Source organism: Helicobacter pylori (genome assembly GCF_003637685.1).
Classification (GTDB): Bacteria; Campylobacterota; Campylobacteria; order Campylobacterales; family Helicobacteraceae; genus Helicobacter; species Helicobacter pylori_CJ.
Window position 1 is genome coordinate 1 of sequence record NZ_MVWW01000002.1, and the last position, 21,050, is coordinate 21,050.

Sequence of the window (21,050 nt, forward strand, 5' to 3'; positions counted from 1 at the left end):
TTGCTTAGTTTTCAAAGATCGTTTGCTTAATCAGCTATCCTTGCAGATTGCAAAGCGGCTTTTTAAAAGCCCTTGCTGAAACAAGGAAATGAAAGTATAGTCATAGAAAGCTTAAGGTTTGCTTAAACTATAAAAATTTTTGACAAAGTAGGTTAAAATTTTAAAACGATTGGGTTTTGAGAAATCTAAATACCGCCAAAAACACGCACGCATTCCCCATAAAACCACTATTAAGCGCTAATTTATCTCCGTTTTCAAAAATCACTCCATAATAGAGAGCAAAAAATGAAATCATGGATTAGAAAAATCCGCTTAAGCTAACCCTTTTAAAATGGGTGCTTTTTTGTCCCCTTGGTGGGGGAAATGCGTTAGTTCTTCTTAAAGAGTTGGTCTTTAAATGGGTTGTTAAAAGGCTCGTTGGGGGAAAAGTTCTTTTTCTTGGGGGTGTACTGATTTTTTGGCAAGTTATCTACAATTTCAGCGACACTGCGTTCTCTCACATTGCAAGACTTCTTCAAGTCTGAAGGGACAGAATTGGGGCTTTCTTGAATGTTGGCGATGAAGACTTCAAAGCCTTTCTCCCAAGCGGCTTCTAACACAGGCACAAAATCAGTATCCCTGCTGAACAGCAAAATACACCCTCCTTGTTTGGTGCAATACAGCTTGGTAATATCGTGCGCCAACAGCGCATCAACTTGTTTTTGACGCAACTTTAAGTAAGGTATGAAAATCTTGGCTTCTAGACCATTATAGACTTCTTTGTCTTCGAACTTATATACGAATTTGAACTTTACCCGCCCGACTCGTAATTTCACTTGATTTTGTTGGGCGATCGCATGGTTGAAAGATTGGATAATCCCTGATTTATTCACTCTTTCCTCATAATCTTTGGGATTCTTCTCTTTATACTCCTCAAGTTCTTCGTTTTTATTGCCCTTGATTCTAGGTTCAACTTCTGTGAAAGGCTCAGATACATAAAAATAGATCCGCTTCAATTCTTCTTCAGGCTCCAAAAACGAACAGATTAGCGCTAAGAGTTGATCGGGATTGTTGAAATTAAAATTAGGCTCTTTTAAACGCTCATCCGTTTCTTGGATTGCTTTCAAATCGGCGAGAAGATTTTCCCAATCCACAAAAATCGTGGTTTCAATTTTTTCCATGTATTCTCCCAAAATACGAACTTTGCCATAAGTTTTGAGTATAGCATGGGGATTTAAACATGCCTTGTTTTTTAAAGGAAATAAAGGTTCTGTTCTCATCAAACAGACATTCAAAGCCTTAATTAATTTCTTTCATTTTTTAAAAACTTTATAGTGAAACTTTCTTGAGAATATAGGGGGATATTTCGCACTTTAATATTCTTTCAAACCCTTTAAATCCCCCTTAACCTGATCGCTTTTTTAAGGAGTTATCGTTCAATTTGTGTCAAGTTTTTTGTATTTTGATGGTAAAAAACGCTTTTTAACCTTTTTTAAAATTTGACAACCAACGCCTCATTAAAAAACAGAGCTAAAAATTCAGTTTAACAGATAGCAAGCCAAAAAAGAAGCGATAAAGCCCTACCTTGATCTCAATTTAAAGAAAGCTTTAAAAAGTTGGTAGTAAAACCAATAAGGGATTAAAAAAAACTCTTTTTCAAGCCAATCCAATCCATTTAAAAAGTTTTACGCTAATTTTAAGAGAAGCGGTTAAAAAACGGATTTTAAACCTTAAAGAGCGTTTTACCAACCGGCATGATTGATAAAAAGCCTTAAAGTTAATGGCGGACTTCTTTAATCCTTGCTGCCTTACCTCTCCTATCGCGCAAATAGTAGAGCTTCGCGCGGCGTACCCTACCCACGCGCAACACCTCAACGCTCGCCAAACTTTCGCTATAAAAAGGGAAAATTTTCTCCACGCCGATATTGTTAGCCCCTATTTTACGCACGCAAAAAGTCTTATCCACGCCATTGCCTCTAATCGCAATGCACACGCCTTCAAAATACTGAGTTCGTGTTTTTTCGCCTTCTTTAATGGTAATACCCAATCTCAAAGTATCGCCGGCCTTAAATACTGGCATGGTCTTGTCTTTTAATTGAGCGTCTTCAAACTGCTGAATGTAGCGGTTTTTCATGTGTTTTCCTTAATGTCAATTTCATGATTTGTGCTGTTTGAATAAATCAAGGCGGTAGAATTTTGTCCTTAATTTTGACAAATCAAGTTTTAGTTGCTTGATTTTAGCATGATTTCCTTTAGAATATTCTAAAGGTGCAGGGATTTTATTGATTTCTTTAGATTTAAAAACAGCGTTAGCGAAATTAGGGGCTTCCAAATAATGGTTTTCAAAGCTCTCATTTTCTAAAGATTGGGCGTTACCCAAAACCCCTTGAATGTGGCGAGCGATACTATCTATCAAGCACAACGCCCCAAGCTCGCCCCCTGTTAAAATAAAATCGCCTATACAAAAAACCTCATCAGCGCTCAATTCAATAGATCGTTCATCAAAGCCCTCATAACGCCCGCACACCAAAACGACATGCTTTTTTTGAGCCAAACGCATCGCGTCTATTTGCTTGAAAGGCTTGCCCACCGCGCTTAAAAAAATCGTGTGTTTAGGGTTTTTAACAGAATGGAGCGCGTTTTCTATCATCTCAGGGTCTAAAATTTGCCCCGCACCCCCACCAATGAGCGTGTGATCCGCTTTTTGATATTTATTAGCGCTAAAATCTCTAAGGTTTAACACTTCCAATTCAAAAAGGTTTTTTTCTAACGCTCTTTTTAAAATAGAATCTTCAAAATAAGGCAAGATGAGTTGCGGGAAAAGGGTTAAAACGCTGAATTTCACTCAACTATTCTCTAAAAGCGTTTTAGCGTTATGGGTGGTTATTTTTTTGTCTTGCAAAAGGATTTCTTGGATATAAAAATCCCTATAAGGGATTAAAAAAATCTTAGCCAAACCTTTTTCAACCAAGTTCAGCGTGGTTTCAACCATGAAATAATCTATTTGAGAAATCCTTTGGATTTCTATGACTTTTCCTAAAATCTCGTTTCCTTCCACCACGCTAAGCCCTACTAAATCGCAATAAAAAAACTCGCCCTCTTTTAAAACGCAGAGCTTCTTGCTCTCTTCTTCACTCATAAAAAGCCCTAAATTAGTCAGCTCTTTAGCCTTTTCGGGCGTGTGGATAGTTTCTAAAAATAACAGGTTTTTGGCATACTCATAAGAATGGATTGTATATTCTTTAAAAGAAGAAGCGCAAGAGAAAGCATTCAAGGGAGCGACGCTCACCTTAACGCCTTTTTTTAAACACTCTGGAAAATCGCTCTCTAAATGAAGCTTTAACCCCCCATTAAGCCCCACGCTTTTACCAATTCTGCCCACTAAAAGCATAGAAACCATTCAAGGCGTTTGATCGCTATTTTTACTGGCAAAAACAACGATTTTATAAGAAAACCCGTCTTTGGCTTTCACACCAGAAACAAACGCCTTAATCGCGCTCACCATTTTGCCCTCTTTACCAATCACATGCCCCATGTCTGATGGGTGGGTATAAATAGTGATTTGTTTGATTTTATCTTCTAAAAGCGTGTGCTCTACGCTCAAAGCTTGCGGGAAAGAAACAACCTTTTTTAAATATTTCTCTAAAAAAGTTGCCACGCAATACGAATAGTCCTTACAATCAGCTTGAGAAAAAGGCGTGTTCAAAGGATCTAATTCGCGCATTTAGTCTCACAAAACCTTAGGCTTTTTGAGAAAGTTTTTCCACCCTCTCGCTCATTTTAGCCCCCACGCCTTTCCAGTAATTCAAGCGTTCCTTATCAATTTTAACATCTTTAGGCTCGCTTAAAGGGTTGTAATACCCAATGGATTCAATCCAGCCTCCATCTCTTCTTTTCCTAGAATCGGTTACCACCACTCTGTAAAAAGGCTTTTTCTTTCTCCCGATGCGAGTGAGTCTAATGACTGTCATTACAAAAATCTCCTAAAATATTCGTATTAAATTTGAGATTATACAACAAAAGCGCCTAAAACATGCTTAAAAGTTAGCGCATTTTAGGGGGCGTTTGATTTTTAGCCTGACTCATTAGATTCATCAAATCGCTAATACCCTTTTTATTGGTTAAGCGTTTCGCCATTTTGCTCGCTTGATCAAAGCGTTTGATGATGCGATTGATTTCAGACACTTCTAAGCCGCTCCCTAAAGCGATCCTTTTTCTTCGGCTACCGTTTAAAATCTCGGGGTTTTCTCGCTCTTTTTTGGTCATGGAATTGACCATGGCCTTGATTTTTTTCACTTCTAAAGAACTTTCTAAATCCGTGTCTTTTAGCGCGCTTGCCATATTCCCTAAACCTGGAATCATAGAGATCAGAGAACTCATAGAGCCTAATTTTTTCACTTTTTCAATTTGGTTTAAAAAATCGTTGAAAGTGAATTGCCCTTTTTTGAGCTTTTTGCTTAAGTCTTTGGCTTCATTAGGGTTTAAAACGCTGGCGGTTTTTTCAGCGAGCGAGATAATATCTCCAGCCCCCATCAAACGCCCCACAATCCTTTCAGGCACAAACACGTCTAAATCAGGGATTTTTTCCCCGCTCCCAATAAAACGCAAGGGTAAGCCCAATTGGTAAGTGATACCTAAGGCGATACCCCCTTTAGAATCGCTATCAAATTTGCTTAACACCACCCCGCTCACGCCTATTTCTTCATTAAAGGTGTTTGCGCTTTTGACCCCATCTTGCCCGCTCAACGCGTCTGCGACATACAGCACTTCATGGGGGTTTAAGACTTCTTTAACTTCCTTTAATTCTTGCATAAGCTCTTTATCAATAGCTAAACGCCCCGCGCTATCCACGAGTAAAACATCAAATTGCGCTTCTTTAGCCCTTTTTAAAGCGTTGTTGGCGATTTCTTTCACGCTTTTATTTTCTTCATGAAAAACTTCCACGCCCACCTGTTCACCCAAAACCTTTAATTGCTCCACCGCTGCTAAGCGTTGCAAATCGCATGCGCATAAAAGCACTTTTTTATTTTTGGTTTTTAAATAATGAGCGAGTTTAGCGGTGGTGGTTGTCTTACCGCTCCCTTGCAAACCTGCCATTAAAACCACGGTGGGGGGCGTTTGAGCGAAAGTAAAACCACTGCTCCCTTTAGCGCTTAAGATTTCTAACAAACTCTTTTCTAAAGCGTCTAAAAATTGCTGCTTACCGATGCCGCTGAGTTTAGTCTGGCTTTCCACTTTTTTGAGCAATTCTCTAGCCACTTTATGATGCACATCATTTTTTAAAAGCGTTTTTTTCAATTCGTCTAACGCTCTGTCTAGCGCTTTTTCATCATCTTGAAAGCGGATTTTATTGAGCGCGTTTTTAAACCCATCGCTTAATGCTTGAAACATTTTCTATCCTTTGATTATGGTTGTTCTAACAAATCCAATTCTTGCTTGATCTTACCCTCTTTTTCTAAAAGCGTTTTTAAACTCTCTTTGGCTTTTTCTAGCACGCTTTTAGGGGCGTTTTTGACAAAATTTTCATTGTGCAAATTGAGTTTTAATTTTTCTTTTTCCAGTTTTTCCAACTGCTTTTTTAAACGAGCAATGAGCGGGCTTAGATCAAGATTTTCTAAATTTGCATAAGTTTGGCAAAATTCCCCCACATCGCTCACGCTTTTTAAAGGCTTATAAGTTATCACGCTGACTTTTTCCAACCTTGCTAATTTTTGGGCGTAAGTTTGCAAACGCTCTGTGTTTTCTATTTTCTCCCTTAATCCCACGCTCGCTTCTTTTAAAACAATCGGTGGGGTTTCTAGCATGATTTTTAAACGCCTTAAAGACACGATGCAATCTTTAATCACTTCAAATTCATGCTCTAATGGCTCATCTCGCGCCAAATCTTTAGGGTAAGGCATGACCATAATGGAGCATGTATTTTCTAGCTCCGTGTTACTGAGCTTGTGGTATAAAGACTCGCTGATAAAGGGCATGAAAGGGTGCAAGAGTTTTAAAGTCTCTTTTAACACGCTCCCTAATTCGTCTATCGCTTCATTTTCCACTTTAGAAAATTCAATGAACCAATCGCAAAATTCCCCCCACAAAAAGCGGTATAACAAAGTCGTAGCGTCATTAAAACGATAATTATCTAAAGCGTTACGAACCTCTTTAGTAACAAGATTCAAGCGCGATTTCGCATAACGCCCCAAAGGCGTTTGGTATTCGTTCAAACGCTCTCTATCTTTGAAAGATTCTTGTTTGAGTTTCAAATAACTCACCGCATTGAAAATCTTGTTGGCAAAATTCTTGTTGTTTTCTAAATGCGTAGTGGAAAGCTTAATGTCCCTACCCGTAGCGCACAAATTGGCTAAAGTGAAACGCAAACTATCCGCGCCGTATTTTTCTATCATCTCTAAAGGATCTATCACATTACCTTTAGATTTGCTCATTTTTTCACCCTTTTCGTCCCTAACCAAGGCGTGCAAGTAAATGTCTTTAAAGGGCAATTCGCCTAAAAGCGACTCGCTACAAAAGAGCATTCTGGCCACCCAAAAAAAGAGGATGTCAAACCCGGTAATGAGCGTGGTGTTAGGGTAGAAATCTTTCAAATCGTTTTCATTAAACAAACCGCTTTTTTCTTGCCCCCACCCCAGAGTAGAGAACGCCCATAGCCCTGAACTAAACCATGTGTCTAGCACATCTTTATCCTGCTCTAGTGTTTCACTCTTGCAAGTAGGGCAATTTAAGGGAGCATCTAGGCTTACGAACTGGTGGTTATTCTCGCAAGTAAACACCGGTATTTGATGCCCCCAAAACAATTGCCTGCTGATACACCAAGGGCGTAATTCCCTCATCCAAGCGTTATAATTATTGATCCAATTAGAGGGGTAAAATCGCGCTAAACCTTGTTGGATTTTTTCAATAGAACTTTGAGCGATTTCAGGCTTGACAAACCATTGCTTAGACACATAAGGCTCTACCACATTATGACAACGATAGCAATGCCCCACTTGATGCGTGTGCTCTTCTATCTTTTCCAATAAGGCGTTTTCTTTTAATTTTTCTACGACCTTGTCTCTGGCTTTTAATCGCTCTAAATTTTCAAACTCCCCGCAATGCGCGTTTAAAATCCCCTTTTCATCAAAGATTTTAATCATCTCCAAATGGTGGCGTTTGCCCACTTCATAATCGTTAAAATCATGCCCAGGGGTAACTTTCACACACCCTGTGCCAAACTCCATTTCCACATGTTCATCAGCGATAATAGGGATTGTGCGATTGATTAAAGGCAAGATCGCTTTTTGCCCCACTAAATGCTTGTACCTCTCATCATTAGGATTGATCATAAGCGCGCTATCGCCAAACAAAGTTTCAGGGCGTGTGGTAGCCACCACCAAATAATCTTTTTGATTTTCTAAATAATATCTAATATAATACAACGCCCCCTTACGCTCTTCATACTCCACTTCAATATCGCTCAACGCCCCATCTTTAGTGCACCAATTCACCATGTAATTATCTTGAACGATGAGACCTTTTTCATACCATTTCAAAAACGCCAATTTAACCGCTCTTTGCAAGCCCTTATCCATCGTGAAACGAGTCCTAGAAAAAGCCGCACTCACGCCCAAATGCTTCATTTGCTCTAAAATCGCTCCCCCGCTCTTTTCTTTCCACTCCCACACTTTTTTAATGAACTCTTCACGCCCTAAATCTTCTTTTTTAATCCCTTGATTTAAAAGTTGCTTTTCTACAACATTTTGCGTCGCAATGCCGGCGTGATCCAACCCTGGCTGATACAAAGTCTTATACCCGTCCATGCGTTTATAACGCGCTAAAATATCTTGCAAGCTTAAAGTCAAAGCATGCCCTATGTGTAAGATGCCGGTCACATTAGGAGGGGGCATCATCAAGCAAAATCGTTTGCCTTTTTCTTGGATTTTTTCATTGCCATCAATTTCAAAATACCCCCTATGAGAGCAAATTTCATAAATCTTTTTTTCTATCTCTTTTGGTTGGTAGGTGGTGGGTTCTTGTTTCATTATTGTTATTATCCTAAAATAGAGCGTTCTTTCAAAAATGGTTGGTTTTTGGAACGCCTTTTGCTTTTACGCTTTTAATTGTTGCGTATTTTTTTAAAATTATACAACAAAGCATTTAAATTAAAAAGGATAGTCTAGTGAATTACTTTTTAAAAGCCCCTATTTTAGGGTTTGAGCATATCAATGAAGTGCGTTTGGAAAAAATTGATTCCTTATTCAGCCGATTGGTTAGTCAAACGAACTCGCCCATGGCGTTGGATATGGTCTTAGTGAATCCTTATTGTTTGAGGGAATACAGCTTTGTGATACCCAAATACATAGAATTACTGCTAGAATTAGATTCTCATTCCAAAGTTGAGGTGTATTGCGTGGTCGTGTTGCAAAAAAATTTAGAAGATTCTATGGTTAATTTCTTAGCCCCCTTAGTGTTTAATTCCAAAAATGGCTTTGGCGCTCAAGTGGCGCTTTCTATGATGGATTACCCGGATTTTGGCTTTAGAGATCCTTTGAAAAGCTTTGTGGTTAAAGAAAGAGAACGAGCTTAAGGGTTTTTAGCATGAAATTCGCTCTTACAGGGGGAGGCACAGGGGGGCATCTCTCTATCGCTAAAGCCTTAGCCATAGAATTAGAAAAGCAAGGCATAGAGGCTATTTATTTAGGCTCCACTTATGGGCAGGATAGAGAATGGTTTGAAAACAGCCCCCTGTTTAGCGAACGCTATTTTTTCAACACGCAAGGCGTGGTCAATAAAAGCTTCTTTAAAAAAATAGGCTCTTTATTCTTGCAAGTTAAAGCCGCTTTCAAAGCCAAAGAGATTTTAAAAAAACACCAGATCACGCACACCATTAGCGTGGGAGGGTTTAGCGCAGGGCCGGCGAGTTTTGCAAGCTTGCTTGATCACATACCCCTTTATATCCATGAGCAAAATGCGATCAAAGGCTCTCTTAACCGCTACCTTTCCCCTAAAGCTAAGGCGGTGTTTTCAAGCTATGCGTTTAAAGATAAGGGAAATCATGTTTTAACCTCCTATCCCGTGCAAAACGCTTTTTTTGATTTCGCCAGGACTCGCACTGAAATCAAGCATATTTTATTTTTAGGCGGTTCGCAAGGGGCAAAAGCGATCAACGAATTTGCCCTATTAAACGCTCCTAAACTCACCAAACAAGGGATTAAAATCACGCATATTTGTGGCTCAGACGCTCATGAAAGAATGCGTTTTTTTTACCAGGAATTAGGGCTGTTGGACAAGATAGAATTGTTCGCTTTCCACAACAACATCATAGAAGTCATGCGCAAGGCGGATTTGTGCGTGAGCCGAGCGGGTGCTAGCAGCGTGTGGGAATTGTGCGCTAATGGCTTACCCACGATTTTTATCCCATACCCTTTTGCGAGCAATAACCACCAGTATTACAATGTCTTAGAATTTGAAAAAGAAAACTTGTGCTATATCGTGCCTCAAAATGAATTGCTACCCAAAAAGCTCTTTGAAGTGATTAGAAAGCTCAACCAAAAAGACGATCAAGGCAATAAAAACCTCACCACTATCAGCGCCAAATTGCAACAAAAAATCGCTAAAGACGGCGCAAAAACCATTATTGAAACGATTTTGAACGCTTAAAATAGCCCATTTTAATCAACAATTAAGCGACTAACCATTAAACTTAAGCGATCAATAAGATAAAATTTAGGATAGCTCAAATCTTTATAAAAAGAAAAGGATAACCCCTTGCAAAACTTTATTTTTAATAAAAAATGGCTTATCTCTTCTAGCCTACTCCCCTTATTTTTTCTTAATCCTTTAGCGGCAGAAGATGATGGGTTTTTTATGGGGGTGAGTTATCAAACTTCTCTAGCCGTTCAAAGGGTGGATAACTCAGGGCTTAACGCCAGTCAAGACGCATCCACCTATATCCGCCAAAACGCTATCGCTCTAGAATCTGCGGCGGTGCCTTTAGCCTATTATTTAGAAGCGATGGGCCAACAAACAAGGGTTTTAATGCAAATGCTCTGCCCTGATCCTTCTAAAAGATGCTTGCTCTATGCGGGGGGCTATCCTAAAGAAAATAATGGCGATACAGGCAACAACCCCCCAAGAGGCAATGTCAATGCCACCTTTGATATGCAATCTCTAGTCAACAATTTAGAGAAGCTCACCCAACTCATCGGTGAGACTTTAATCCGTAACCCTGAAAATCTTTCTAACGCCAAAGTCTTTAATGTCAAATTTGGCAATCAAAGCACTGTTATTGCCTTACCTGAGGGTCTAGCCAATGTCATGAACGCTTTACACAATGATATTACCAACGCTTTAACCACGCTCTGGTATAACCAAACCTTAACGAATAAATCTTTTAGCACCCCTAATGGCAGTCCTGTGAGTTTTAGCCCTGAAGTCTTGCAACACCTTTTACAAGACGGCTTAGCCACCTCAAATAATGGCACTCAAACCATTTGCAGCACTCAAAACCAATGCACCGCTACTAACGAGGCTAATTCTATCGCTCAAAACGCCCAAAACATCTTCCAGGCTTTGATGCAAGCAGGGATTTTAGGGGGATTAGCCAATGAAAAGCAATTTGGCTTCACTTACAATAAAGCCCCTAATGGCAGTAATTCCCAACAAGGCTACCAAAGCTTTAGCGGCCCGGGTTATTACACTAAAAACGGCGCTAATGGAACTACGCAAGCGCCCTTAAAAGAATTACCCGCTGGAGCGACAGTAGGATCAGGCAATGGCCAATACACCTACCACCCCAGTTCAGCGGTCTATTATTTAGCCGATAGCATCATCGCTAATGGCATCACCGCTTCTATGATTTTTTCAGGCATGCAAGTTTTTGCCAACAAGGCCGCTAAACTCACAGGCACTTCAAGCTATAGCCAGATGCAAGACGCGATCAACTATGGGGAAAGCCTGCTCAATAACACCCAAGCGTATGGGGATTTCATCACCAATTGGGTCGCTCCCTATTTGGATTTAAATAATAAAGGTTTGAATTTCTTGCCTAGCTATGGAGGAAAAGCTAATACCAATAATGCACAAAATACTTTAACCCCACAACAAGCCCAACAAGAACAAAAAGTGATCATGAACCAGCTAGAACAAGCCACAAACGCCCCCACTCCTGCACAAATTGACAAGATCTTAGCCAACCCCTATTCCCCCACGGCAAAAACTTTAATGGCTTATGGGCTTTATCGCTCTAAAGCAGTGATTGGTGGGGTGATTGATGAAATGCAAACTAAAGTGAATCAAGTCTATCAAATGGGCTTTGCTAGGAATTTTTTGGAGCATAACTCTAATTCTAATAACATGAACGGCTTTGGCGTGAAAATGGGCTATAAGCAATTCTTTGGCAAAAAACGCATGTTTGGGCTTAGGTATTATGGCTTTTATGATTTTGGTTACGCGCAATTTGGATCAAACCCTTCTTTAGTGAAAGCCACGCTCTCTAGCTATGGAGCAGGCACAGATTTTCTTTATAATGTTTTTACCCGAAAAAGAGGGACTGAAGCGATAGATATAGGTTTTTTTGCCGGCATTCAATTTGCAGGGCAAACCTGGAAAACGAATTTTTTAGATCAAGTGGATGGCAACCATCTTAAGCCTAAGGACACTTCTTTCCAATTCCTTTTTGATTTAGGCATAAGGACTAATTTTTCCAAGATCGCTAAGCAAAGAAGGTCTCGTTTTTCTCAAGGGGTAGAATTTGGCCTTAAAATACCGGTGCTTTATCACACCTATTACCAATCAGAAGGCGTTACAGCGAAGTATAGAAGAGCTTTTAGTTTTTATGTAGGCTACAACATAGGCTTTTGATTAAACAAAATAAGGGAAAAATATGACAAAAAAAGCTAAAAAATTTATACCACTCTTTTTAATTGGCTCCCTCTTAGCTGAAGACAATGGCTGGTATATGTCTGTAGGCTATCAAATCGGCGGCACGCAACAATTCATCAACAACAAACAACTTTTAGAAAATCAAAACATCATCAACAGCGTAACCCAAAGCGCGATCAATATTGCAGGGCCTACTACCGGTTTAATCACTTTAAGCTCTCAAAGCGTTATTGACGCTTTAGGCTATGGCGTGAGTAACACCGTGGGCAACCAATTAGAGGGCATTTCTAATATCCTAAATCAAATTGGCAAAAGAAAAGACTTTTATTCTAGCCGTCAAATCTCTAGCATTTCCCAGCAAATCATAGGGCTTAAAGGAAGCTCTGACCCCTTAAAAGCCCATTCTTCGCAAATCACAGCCAAACTCCTTTCCAACACTCAAGGCGCTTTTAATGAAGGCATCGCGCTAAGCTCTAGCATCATTAGCTCTATCAATAGCCTTAATCCTAGCAACAACACCAAAGAAGTCAAAGCCCAGCTCCAAAACACCGCGCAATCCATGACAGCATTATTGCAAGAAATTGAAAACAGCATCACTAAAACCACTAGCACCACTTATGTGCAATCCTTACTCACCAATCTAACCAGTGCGGTGAATGCCTCTAGCAACAATACCGCTTACGTGAGTGCTCTTGTTAACGCTTTAAACACTTTAGGGGTAGGGGTTTTCCCCACCACAACCTCAACGCATGTGGTGTTAAACCCACCGGGACAAGTCGTATTCTATCCAGCTAATTCCATTTTAGGCTCTACTTCTTCAAACAGCAATAACCAACAACAATATAACAACACCCTTTTAATGAACACCTTACAAGGGACATTGAGCGCTAATAATCAAAATAACCCCAATGGTTGCACTAATCAAGTCCAGTGTTTGGAGCAATTTATCCAAAATTTAAACCCTTTAGCCGCAACCCCCACCTCAAATAACCAAGCCAACCAGCAAGTCCAAGCCATTGCCCAAAAACTCCAAAGCGTCGCTATCAACACTCTAGACAACAATGCGATCAACAACACCACCTATAATTTAAACAATTTGCACAACGCTTTGAATTTCCAAGCCTATGAAAGCACGATAGAACAATACAATAACGCTTTAAAACAAATTTCTTGGATCAGTTTTAGCGAGCCTAAAAACTTGCTCAAAAACACTTCTAACAATTACCAAATCGGCACCGTTACCAACGCTCAAGGGCAAAATATCAGCGCCTATGATTGCATGAGCGCTACCGGGAGTATTACTAGCAGCGCTTCTAGCGGGATTTCATGCTCAGCCACAAGCTCCACAAATAGCGCAAGCAGCTTTGACAATTCTTTAGTCGCTACCTCCAAAATCCAAACCATCAACGGCAAAGAGCAGATCGGCGTGAATTCTTTCAACCTTGTCTCTCAAGTGTGGAGCGTCTATAACTCTTTAAAAACTTCAGAGACCAATTTGCAAAACAACGCCAAAATATTATGCACTAATGGATCGCCATCCGGGACAAGCTCATGCGGCAACTCTGGGGGTTTGAGTATCAGTGGGAACTCCCAATTGCAAAACATTTTAAGCTCTACTAATGGGACTACCACTCAAGCTAAAAGCAACGCTCCCAAACTGAAAGCGATGGTGGTTGTGAATAATGAAGAAGAAGCTAAAACGACTAATTTAGCTCAAAGCGGCGGGACGGCCACACAATCTCCTAACAGCACGGTGATGGGAGCTTTAAACACCGTGTTGCAAAATGTCAGCAATTTCCAACAAAGCATTCAAAGCGCTTTTCAAAACCAAGAAAGTAATATCCAAAATTGGGCGAATGCGATTTATAACACTACTGGGAATCAATCGCAAAATTTAACTACTAGCAATAACCAAGATTTACGCATCCAATTGAGAGCGAATTTTTATCAGCTCATCAATACCATTAACCAGCAAGTGCCTACAGACATGAGCGCTTTAATCAATCAAAGCCAGCAAACCCAGCAAACAAGTGGGGCAGCAAACAATAATAACGCATGCGCGAGCGGAACGAATGGGAGCGGTGGCAATTGGTGCTATCAGCAGTGGTCCGATTCTAAGGCTTATTACAGCGGGTTGCAAAGCGCTTTAGGATACACAACAAGCGCAACAACTCAAAGTGGGAGCAATGGCGGGAACAGCATCACCTACAATGTCCAACAAATCACGCTCACTAGCGGTGGGTTGCTCAATCAAATCATCACAAATCTTAAGGGCGTTAATGGGGGCAATGGTGCGAGTGGCGGAAGCAGCGGGAATGGCACTAGTCAAATCAACACAGCCTACCAGATGCTCACAGACGCCAGTGATGGGAAATTAGGGACTTATACTAATAACGCCTACCAAACATGCACCAATGGAGCGAATGGAAATAGCAGTAATTGCTACACCCCTAGCAAAAGCGCCACCACCACAACCGACAGCAATTTACAAAAAGTCTATAATGACGCTCAAAAAATAGCCAACATCATCGCCAGCTCTGGGAATAATAAAGGCGTTGAAAACGGCTTAAAACAATTCTTTGAAGCTTTAAAAAGTAATAGCAGCAGTCTCAGTAATTTGTGTAATGGTAGTAGTGGTAGTGGTGCTACTTGCACCGGTGGGCTTATCAACCTTTTAGGGGCAATCCCCACAAATGGGGTGAGCGATACGAACAATTTAATTAATCTGCTCACCGAATTTATTAAAACCGCCGGGTTTATCCAAAATAATGATACTAATGTATCTACTAGTCTTACAAGCGCTTTTCAAGCGATCACGAGCGCTATTTCTCAAGGGTTTCAAGCCTTACAAAACGATATTAGCCCTAATGCGATTTTAACCCTGCTTCAAGAAATCACTTCTAACACCACCACCATTCAGTCATTCTCGCAAACCTTACGGCAGCTTTTAGGGGATAAAACCTTCTTTATGGTGCAACAAAAGCTCATTGATGCGATGATTAACGCCAGAAATCAGGTTCAAAACGCGCAAAATCAAGCCAACAGCTACGGCTCTCAGCCCATTTTAAGCCAGTATGCGGCCGCTAAAAGCACCCAACACGGCATGAGCAACGGCTTAGGGGTTGGCATAGGCTATAAATACTTCTTTGGTAAGGCTAGGAAATTGGGCCTTAGGCATTATTTTTTCTTTGATTACGGCTTTAGTGAAATCGGCGTAGCCAATCAAAGCGTGAAAGCGAATATCTTTGCTTATGGGGTAGGCACGGATTTTTTATGGAACTTGTTCAGGAGGACTTACAACACTAAAGCGTTGAATTTTGGGCTATTTGCTGGGGTCCAACTGGGCGGCGCGACTTGGCTTAGCTCTTTAAGGCAACAAATCATTGACAATTGGGGGAACGCCAATGACATCCATTCAACGAATTTTCAAGTGGCGCTGAATTTTGGGGTGCGCACCAACTTTGCGGAGTTCAAGCGTTTCGCTAAGAAATTCCACAATCAAGGGGTTATCAGCCAAAAGAGCGTGGAATTTGGGATTAAAGTGCCTCTCATCAATCAAGCGTATTTGAGAAGTGCTGGGGCCGATGTGAGCTATAGGAGACTTTATACTTTCTATATCAATTACATCATGGGGTTTTAAAAAAGGCGTTTCATGGAAATCTTACAATTCATCGGCTATGGGAATATGGCTCAAGCGATTTTAGAAGGCTCTCATGAAATTTTATCCAAGCGTTTTATTTTAGAAATCACCGGAAGAAACCCTGAAAAAATCGCCCCCTTTTTACAAGAAAAAAACATTCAAGCCCACATCGTGCCTTACAAAAACGCTATTAATGTGCATGAAAAATTCGTGTTTTTACTTTTTAAGCCTTATAACCTTAAGGATTTCAATTATCAAGGGCAAGCCAAAAGCGTTTTGAGCGCTTTAGCTGGCGTGGGTTTTGAAGCTTTAAGCAATGCGATTAATTCTTTACATTACTTAAAATGCATGCCTAACATTGCGAGCAAATTCGCCCTATCTTCTACGGCGGTGTGCGAAAAATCGGTTGCGCCTTCAATAAGCGAGAAAGCTTTGAGTATTATTGAGAGTTTTGGGAATTGCGTGCGAGTGGGCAATGAAGAGCAGGTGGATGCCAGTATAGCGACCAATGGGAGCGCGCTCGCTTTTTTAAGCTTGGTAGCGAGCGGTTTGAAAGACGCCGGTATTAGAGAGGGTTTGAACGCTAGAGATTCTTTAGAATTGGTAAAAATGAGTTTTAAAGGCTTTGCCAAGCTGTTAGAAAAAGAACGCCCTGAGATGATCATAGAGCAAATTTGCACCCCTAAAGGCGCAACGATTGAAGGCTTGAGCGTTTTAGAAAAAAAGGGGATTAGGGGAGCGTTCATCAAAGCATGCCGCAAGAGCGTAAAAAAAAATACGCCCCCTAAAAAATTGCACTCTTAAAAAATAAGCGCGATGCATTTAGACAGGCAGAGTTTAGAAAAAGCCAAGCATTTGATCCAAAGCGGTCTGATTGATACCATAGAAGTAGGCACAATCAAGGGCTTGCAAGAAATCCATCGGTTTTTGTTTGAAGGGCTGTATGAGTTTGCCGGGAAAATCAGGGATAAAAATATTTCTAAAGGGAATTTCAGGTTCGCTAATTGCTTGTATTTGGATTTGATTTTACCCAGAATTGAGGGCATGCCGCAAAATAATTTCAATCAAATCATAGAAAAATATGTGGAAATGAATATCGCCCACCCTTTTTTGGAGGGTAATGGCAGAGCGACTAGGATATGGCTTGATTTATTGCTTAAAAAGGAATTGAAAAAAATTGTGCTTTGGGATAGGATTGATAAAGCCGCTTATTTGAGCGCTATGGAGAGAAGCCCTGTGAATGATTTGGAAATCAAAACGCTTTTAAAAAAGCATTTGAGTTCTAATATTAACGATCCCTTAACTTTCATTAAAGGCATCACGCAGTCGTATTATTATGAAGGGCTTTGAAAAACACCAAAAAGCATTTTTGCAAATCTTAAAAATACCACTTCTTAAAAATTAAAAGCTTTATTTGTCAGCATTAAAGCAATCTAAAACTAATCTTGTGCCCGTTCAATCAAACTCAAAGGCAAGCCAAAAGCTTTAATGAGTTCGCCCTCTTTTTGGCGTTGTTCGCCCTTATCTTTTTCATGGTCATAGCCTAGCAAGTGCAACACCCCATGAATGAATAAAAGAGCGATCTCATTTTCTAAGCTATGCCCTAATTTCAGGGCGTTTTCTTGAGCTAATGACGCATTAATCACCACGCTCCCTAAAGGGGCGTGCGGGATCGCTTCTAAAGGGAAGCTCAAAACATCGGTAGCGTAATCGCAGTTCCTTAAATCCCGATTGATCTCTCGCATGGTTTCATTACTCACTAAAATAAGTTCAATGATTTGAGTGGGGGCTAAAACATTTGCGATTTTTTCTAATAATAAAAAGTCTGATTCTAGTGGGGTTTGGTTGTCTATTTCTAGCATTAAAGATATAAAAAGAAGTTTAAAAAAGCCCTAAAATTTAGGGCTTATAAAGATTAAGCGAAAGAACCTTTAACTTGTTCTACCCATTTTGCAATTCTTTCATCTGTTAAATCGTCTTGATTGTCTTCATCAATCACAAGACCCACGAATTTACCGCCTTCTACCGCTTTAGAAGCTTCAAAATGATAACCATCAGTGGAAGTTTGCCCTACCACTTTGCCGGCTTTCGCTTTTTCATAAATGTGGAAAATGCCTTCTGCAAAAGTTTCGCTGTAAGTGTCTTGATCGCCCAAGCCTACAAGCCCAATGGTTTTATTAGCAAAATCGCTCGCTTCTAGTGTGCCTAAAAAGTCTTCCCAATCCGTTTGCAAATCGCCCGCACCGGCTGTTGGAGCGACTAAAATAACCTTTGTAAAGCCGTTAAATTGCTCTTTAGAAGCTTTAGCCACATCAACCACTTCGGCATTACCAATAGCCTTGCTGATTTTTTCAGCAATGGCTTCAGCGTTCCCGCTGTCTGTCCCAAAAAAGATACCAATTTTTCCCATGTTCTCAATCCTTATTTTAAGATATTAACACACCCACTTTATGCGAATGCTTGTGGGCGTAGTCTAGCGCATTTAATTAAACATCTTGCTTAAAAACCCATTTTGCGCGAATATCGTTTCAACAAAAACCATATTAAAAGCGCTATAAGAACAAAACTTATCACAAAAAACGAAGTGTAATGAGAAAGCCTTTCATACAGCGTTTTCACCCAATCGCTCGCTTGAAAAGAAACGCTCCCCACGATTAACGCCCACAAAAAACTGGAAAAAACGTTAAGCCATAAAAACTTTTTTAAAGGGTATTTGCTAAAACCAATTGCCAAAGGCACAACGCTTTTAATCCCATACAAATATTTATTGACAAAAATCATTAAAAAAGCGTAGCGTTTCACCCACAAACTCGCCAAAGCAAGCTTTCTTCGATGCTTATGAAAATACTTTAAAAACTCTCTTTTTTGATAGCGGGCAAAGACTACAAGAACCCCACTCCCTACCATATTCCCTAAAAAAGCGACTACAATCGTTATTTTTATATCCAAAGCGTGCGTGGTAGCGCTCAAAATAGAAGCGATGACAATCCCCACATACCCACCTCCTAAAGAATATAAAAACAAAATAAGATAACCCCACTCCTTAAAACCCTCTTGAAAACGCAACAACGCTTCTTGCATAAAAATCCTCTTTTTAGTTTTCTCATTTTCATGTTATCCAAACTTATTAACCTGTTGGTGATTTAAACGCTATCTTTTAGTATAATGGTAGGGTTATCCTAATAACCTAAAAGATATAGAGATGAATACAGAAATTTTAACCATCATGTTAGTTGTCTCAGTGCTTATGGGATTGGTAGGCTTAATAGCGTTTTTATGGGGGGTTAAAAGCGGTCAGTTTGACGATGAAAAACGCATGCTTGAAAGCGTGTTGTATGATAGTGCGAGCGATTTGAACGAAGCGATTTTACAAGAAAAACGCCAAAAGAATTAAAAAGAATTAAAATAAAAGGATAGAAATGAGCCAAGAAATTTTAGACGTGTTGATAGTGGGCGCAGGGCCTGGGGGCATTGCCACGGCCGTAGAATGCGAAATAGCCGGCGTTAAAAAGGCGCTTTTATGCGAAAAAACCGAAAGCCATTCAGGCATGTTGGAAAAGTTTTATAAAGCCGGTAAAAGGATTGATAAAGATTATAAAAAGCAAGTCGTAGAGCTTAAAGGGCATATCCCTTTTAAAGACAGCTTTAAAGAAGAAACTTTAGAGAATTTCACTAACCTTTTAAAAGAGCATCACATCACGCCAAGCTATAAAACCGATATTGAGAGCGTGAAAAAAGAAGGCGAATTGTTCAAAATCACCACCACTTCTAACACAACCTATCATGCTAAATTCGTGGTGGTTGCGATTGGGAAAATGGGCCAACCAAACCGCCCCACTGCTTATAAAATCCCTGTCGCGCTCTCCAAACAAGTGGTTTTTAGCATCAATGATTGTAAGGAAAATGAAAAAACCCTTGTGATCGGCGGAGGCAACTCAGCGGTGGAATACGCCATTGCTTTGTGTAAAACCACCCCAACCACCCTCAATTACCGCAAAAAAGAATTCAGCCGTATCAATGAAGACAACGCTAAAAACTTGCAAGAAGTCCTAGACAACAACACGCTTAAAAGCAAGCTTGGAGTGGATATTGAAAGCCTAGAAGAAGATGGCACTCAAATTAAGGTTAATTTCACCGATAACATGAGCGAGAGTTTTGATCGCTTGCTGTATGCGATCGGTGGCTCTACGCCTTTAGAGTTTTTTAAACGCTGTTCTTTAGAATTAGATCCTAGCACGAATATCCCTGTGGTGAAGGAAAATTTAGAGAGCAACAATATCCCTAATTTGTTCATCGTGGGCGATATTTTATTCAAATCAGGAGCGAGCATCGCTACCGCACTAAACCATGGCTATGATGTCGCGCAAGAAATCGCTAAAAGGTTGCGCTCTTAAAGCCGCTCACTCATCAAACGGCTTAGCCTTATACAAAAAGAAAAAGAGGATGAGAAGCGTTAGGGCAAAATGCATGGTGATGATAGTTAGGGGCGAGAAGTAACGCAGTTCCAAACTGCTCAAGGATAAAACTAGCACAGAGACCACGCGCACACAGCTTGATAAAAGCGATGAGAGCGATGAAATGTTGTTTTTAGAAACGAATTTGGAAAATTGATACCCCAAGCAATAACTCATGTAAGTGAAAAACGCCACCATGAGCGCATACACCCCTATGAACAAATAAGGGATATTCATAAGCAATAAGGGGCTAACGCCTAGTAACACCAAAAGCGAACTCAAGGCGATTTTTTGGCTGTAATTTTTGGCTTTTAAAAAATGAATGAGAATGGAAATCACTTGAAAAGCGATATAAAACACAAAAAGGTATTGCTCTTTAACGCCTTGTTTTAGAAAATACGCTTGCCACATTTGAAAATGGCTCATAAAAAAGATGGGCGTAATCAAATGCCCCACTAACAAAATTTTAAGCTTGGGGTTGTCTCTAAGCTCTTTAAGACTGCCTTTGACTTGCTCTTTAAGGAGTTTCAGGCTTTTTTGGCTTTTAAAATCCGCTTCTTTTTCTTTAAAATAAATCACGATCGTTAGCGCGCAGAGCATGATTAAAAAAATCCCCACGATATACAGCATCGCATGGACTTTGAGATACAAAAACGATCCCAAAGAACTCCCTATAATCATGCCTAAATAAGCGATTTGATTGTTTTTGGCTAAAAACTTGGACAAATCCTTTTGATTTTCTTTAATGTCTGTGATGAGTGAAGCTTCAATCGTGCCGCTAGAGCATGCGCTATACAAACCATACAACCCCCATGCTAAAAGCATGAGGATAAAACTATCAAAAAACAGCACAAACGAAAAACTAGCGATTAAAAAGGCATTAGAAACAAGGAATAAATTCTTCCGGCTCATCAAATCCGCTAAAACACCGCTTGGGTATTCAGCCACCAACACGCAAAAGCTAAAAAAGGTTTGCACGAGCAAGATTTCACTCAAACTAAGCCCTTTAGAAAGCAACAAGGGGGTTAAAATCGCATGGGGCAAGCTTTGAGCGATGATTAAGAGAAAATTCGCCCCATAGTAAGCTAAAATGTTTTTTCTTAACATTTGAA

Annotated in this window: 19 protein-coding genes and 1 pseudogene; 8 read left to right on the forward strand and 12 right to left on the reverse strand. The window is 40.1% G+C overall.

Features of this window, described 5'->3' with window-relative positions; all coding sequences use genetic code 11:
- Positions 1 to 368 precede the first annotated feature (368 nt).
- The 8 genes from EAL44_RS02015 to valS all read right to left on the reverse strand — a co-directional run bounded on the left by EAL44_RS02015 (position 369) and on the right by valS (position 8,003).
- A complete protein-coding gene (locus EAL44_RS02015) occupies positions 369 to 1,160 on the reverse strand; it encodes an NYN domain-containing protein (RefSeq protein ID WP_121074175.1) in 792 nt (263 codons plus the stop codon).
- A 596-nt stretch (positions 1,161 to 1,756) separates the two neighbouring features.
- Positions 1,757 to 2,113: a 50S ribosomal protein L19 gene (rplS, locus tag EAL44_RS02020; protein ID WP_000797719.1), complete on the reverse strand. Its 357-nt coding sequence runs from the start codon at positions 2,111 to 2,113 to the stop codon at positions 1,757 to 1,759.
- A 21-nt stretch (positions 2,114 to 2,134) separates the two neighbouring features.
- The gene (gene trmD, locus EAL44_RS02025) at positions 2,135 to 2,824 is read right to left on the reverse strand and encodes a tRNA (guanosine(37)-N1)-methyltransferase TrmD (RefSeq protein ID WP_000672899.1); all 690 of its coding nucleotides are present in this window, start codon (positions 2,822 to 2,824) and stop codon (positions 2,135 to 2,137) included.
- Positions 2,825 to 3,379, reverse strand: a complete 555-nt coding sequence (gene rimM, locus EAL44_RS02030) for a ribosome maturation factor RimM (protein WP_121074178.1) — start codon at positions 3,377 to 3,379, stop codon at positions 2,825 to 2,827.
- Positions 3,380 to 3,703: a KH domain-containing protein gene (locus tag EAL44_RS02035; protein WP_101005606.1), complete on the reverse strand. Its 324-nt coding sequence runs from the start codon at positions 3,701 to 3,703 to the stop codon at positions 3,380 to 3,382.
- 16 nt (positions 3,704 to 3,719) lie between these two features.
- Positions 3,720 to 3,950: a 30S ribosomal protein S16 gene (gene rpsP / locus EAL44_RS02040; RefSeq protein ID WP_000216132.1), complete on the reverse strand. Its 231-nt coding sequence runs from the start codon at positions 3,948 to 3,950 to the stop codon at positions 3,720 to 3,722.
- Between the two features lie 73 nt (positions 3,951 to 4,023).
- Positions 4,024 to 5,370, reverse strand: coding sequence for a signal recognition particle protein (gene ffh, locus EAL44_RS02045; protein ID WP_000484780.1), 1,347 nt, complete (start codon positions 5,368 to 5,370; stop codon positions 4,024 to 4,026).
- Positions 5,371 to 5,384: 14 nt separating this feature from the next.
- Positions 5,385 to 8,003 (reverse strand): valine--tRNA ligase, encoded by a 2,619-nt coding sequence (valS, locus tag EAL44_RS02050; protein ID WP_121074181.1) that lies wholly within the window; start codon positions 8,001 to 8,003, stop codon positions 5,385 to 5,387.
- A 137-nt stretch (positions 8,004 to 8,140) separates the two neighbouring features.
- Here valS and fliW point away from each other — a divergent pair, with 137 nt between their 5' ends.
- The 6 genes and pseudogenes from fliW (at position 8,141) to fic (ending at position 16,834) form a co-directional block, all read left to right on the forward strand.
- Positions 8,141 to 8,548 (forward strand): flagellar assembly protein FliW, encoded by a 408-nt coding sequence (gene fliW / locus EAL44_RS02055; RefSeq protein ID WP_001105859.1) that lies wholly within the window; start codon positions 8,141 to 8,143, stop codon positions 8,546 to 8,548.
- Positions 8,549 to 8,559: 11 nt separating this feature from the next.
- Positions 8,560 to 9,621, forward strand: coding sequence for an undecaprenyldiphospho-muramoylpentapeptide beta-N-acetylglucosaminyltransferase (gene murG / locus EAL44_RS02060; RefSeq protein WP_121074184.1), 1,062 nt, complete (start codon positions 8,560 to 8,562; stop codon positions 9,619 to 9,621).
- Positions 9,622 to 9,729: 108 nt separating this feature from the next.
- The gene (hopI, locus tag EAL44_RS02065) at positions 9,730 to 11,823 is read left to right on the forward strand and encodes a Hop family outer membrane protein HopI (RefSeq protein WP_121074187.1); all 2,094 of its coding nucleotides are present in this window, start codon (positions 9,730 to 9,732) and stop codon (positions 11,821 to 11,823) included.
- A gap of 22 nt (positions 11,824 to 11,845) precedes the next feature.
- The gene (hopL, locus tag EAL44_RS02070; protein ID WP_121074190.1) at positions 11,846 to 15,484 is read left to right on the forward strand and encodes a Hop family outer membrane protein HopL; all 3,639 of its coding nucleotides are present in this window, start codon (positions 11,846 to 11,848) and stop codon (positions 15,482 to 15,484) included.
- Positions 15,485 to 15,496: 12 nt separating this feature from the next.
- Positions 15,497 to 16,295 (forward strand): annotated as a pseudogene (proC, locus tag EAL44_RS02075) (pyrroline-5-carboxylate reductase).
- 5 nt (positions 16,296 to 16,300) lie between these two features.
- The gene (fic, locus tag EAL44_RS02080; protein WP_003016818.1) at positions 16,301 to 16,834 is read left to right on the forward strand and encodes a protein adenylyltransferase Fic; all 534 of its coding nucleotides are present in this window, start codon (positions 16,301 to 16,303) and stop codon (positions 16,832 to 16,834) included.
- An 89-nt stretch (positions 16,835 to 16,923) separates the two neighbouring features.
- Here the strand turns inward: fic and ybeY are convergent, their stop codons facing one another.
- The 3 genes from ybeY to EAL44_RS02095 all read right to left on the reverse strand — a co-directional run bounded on the left by ybeY (position 16,924) and on the right by EAL44_RS02095 (position 18,565).
- A complete protein-coding gene (gene ybeY / locus EAL44_RS02085; protein WP_121074196.1) occupies positions 16,924 to 17,346 on the reverse strand; it encodes an rRNA maturation RNase YbeY in 423 nt (140 codons plus the stop codon).
- A gap of 53 nt (positions 17,347 to 17,399) precedes the next feature.
- Positions 17,400 to 17,894, reverse strand: a complete 495-nt coding sequence (locus EAL44_RS02090; protein WP_120913241.1) for a flavodoxin — start codon at positions 17,892 to 17,894, stop codon at positions 17,400 to 17,402.
- An 89-nt stretch (positions 17,895 to 17,983) separates the two neighbouring features.
- A complete protein-coding gene (locus EAL44_RS02095; protein ID WP_121074199.1) occupies positions 17,984 to 18,565 on the reverse strand; it encodes a DedA family protein in 582 nt (193 codons plus the stop codon).
- A gap of 121 nt (positions 18,566 to 18,686) precedes the next feature.
- On the opposite strand from EAL44_RS02095, the gene ccoS reads away from it, so the two are divergent.
- Complete coding sequence (gene ccoS / locus EAL44_RS02100; RefSeq protein ID WP_001090949.1) at positions 18,687 to 18,878, forward strand: cbb3-type cytochrome oxidase assembly protein CcoS; 192 nt, start codon at positions 18,687 to 18,689, stop codon at positions 18,876 to 18,878.
- A 25-nt stretch (positions 18,879 to 18,903) separates the two neighbouring features.
- Positions 18,904 to 19,878, forward strand: a complete 975-nt coding sequence (locus tag EAL44_RS02105) for an NAD(P)-binding domain-containing protein (RefSeq protein WP_121074202.1) — start codon at positions 18,904 to 18,906, stop codon at positions 19,876 to 19,878.
- Between the two features lie 6 nt (positions 19,879 to 19,884).
- Here the strand turns inward: EAL44_RS02105 and EAL44_RS02110 are convergent, their stop codons facing one another.
- Positions 19,885 to 21,045 carry an HP1165 family MFS efflux transporter gene (locus EAL44_RS02110; protein ID WP_121074205.1) on the reverse strand — a complete coding sequence of 387 codons (1,161 nt, stop codon included), beginning with the start codon at positions 21,043 to 21,045 and terminating at the stop codon, positions 19,885 to 19,887.
- Between the last annotated feature and the right edge of the window lie 5 nt (positions 21,046 to 21,050).

Excerpts from the sequence above, each read along its gene's own strand:
- EAL44_RS02090 (WP_120913241.1), bottom strand. The coding sequence starts at position 17,894 with ATGGGAAAAATTGGTATCTTTTTTGGGACAGACAGCGGGAACGCTGAA.
- fic (WP_003016818.1), top strand. The coding sequence starts at position 16,301 with ATGCATTTAGACAGGCAGAGTTTAGAAAAAGCCAAGCATTTGATCCAA.
- valS (WP_121074181.1), bottom strand. The coding sequence starts at position 8,003 with ATGAAACAAGAACCCACCACCTACCAACCAAAAGAGATAGAAAAAAAG.
- EAL44_RS02110 (WP_121074205.1), bottom strand. The coding sequence starts at position 21,045 with ATGTTAAGAAAAAACATTTTAGCTTACTATGGGGCGAATTTTCTCTTA.
- ffh (WP_000484780.1), bottom strand. The coding sequence starts at position 5,370 with ATGTTTCAAGCATTAAGCGATGGGTTTAAAAACGCGCTCAATAAAATC.
- ybeY (WP_121074196.1), bottom strand. The coding sequence starts at position 17,346 with ATGCTAGAAATAGACAACCAAACCCCACTAGAATCAGACTTTTTATTA.
- rimM (WP_121074178.1), bottom strand. The coding sequence starts at position 3,379 with ATGGTTTCTATGCTTTTAGTGGGCAGAATTGGTAAAAGCGTGGGGCTT.
- murG (WP_121074184.1), top strand. The coding sequence starts at position 8,560 with ATGAAATTCGCTCTTACAGGGGGAGGCACAGGGGGGCATCTCTCTATC.
- EAL44_RS02035 (WP_101005606.1), bottom strand. The coding sequence starts at position 3,703 with ATGCGCGAATTAGATCCTTTGAACACGCCTTTTTCTCAAGCTGATTGT.
- EAL44_RS02015 (WP_121074175.1), bottom strand. The coding sequence starts at position 1,160 with ATGGAAAAAATTGAAACCACGATTTTTGTGGATTGGGAAAATCTTCTC.
- EAL44_RS02105 (WP_121074202.1), top strand. The coding sequence starts at position 18,904 with ATGAGCCAAGAAATTTTAGACGTGTTGATAGTGGGCGCAGGGCCTGGG.
- rpsP (WP_000216132.1), bottom strand. The coding sequence starts at position 3,950 with ATGACAGTCATTAGACTCACTCGCATCGGGAGAAAGAAAAAGCCTTTT.
- ccoS (WP_001090949.1), top strand. The coding sequence starts at position 18,687 with ATGAATACAGAAATTTTAACCATCATGTTAGTTGTCTCAGTGCTTATG.
- hopL (WP_121074190.1), top strand. The coding sequence starts at position 11,846 with ATGACAAAAAAAGCTAAAAAATTTATACCACTCTTTTTAATTGGCTCC.
- rplS (WP_000797719.1), bottom strand. The coding sequence starts at position 2,113 with ATGAAAAACCGCTACATTCAGCAGTTTGAAGACGCTCAATTAAAAGAC.
- EAL44_RS02095 (WP_121074199.1), bottom strand. The coding sequence starts at position 18,565 with ATGCAAGAAGCGTTGTTGCGTTTTCAAGAGGGTTTTAAGGAGTGGGGT.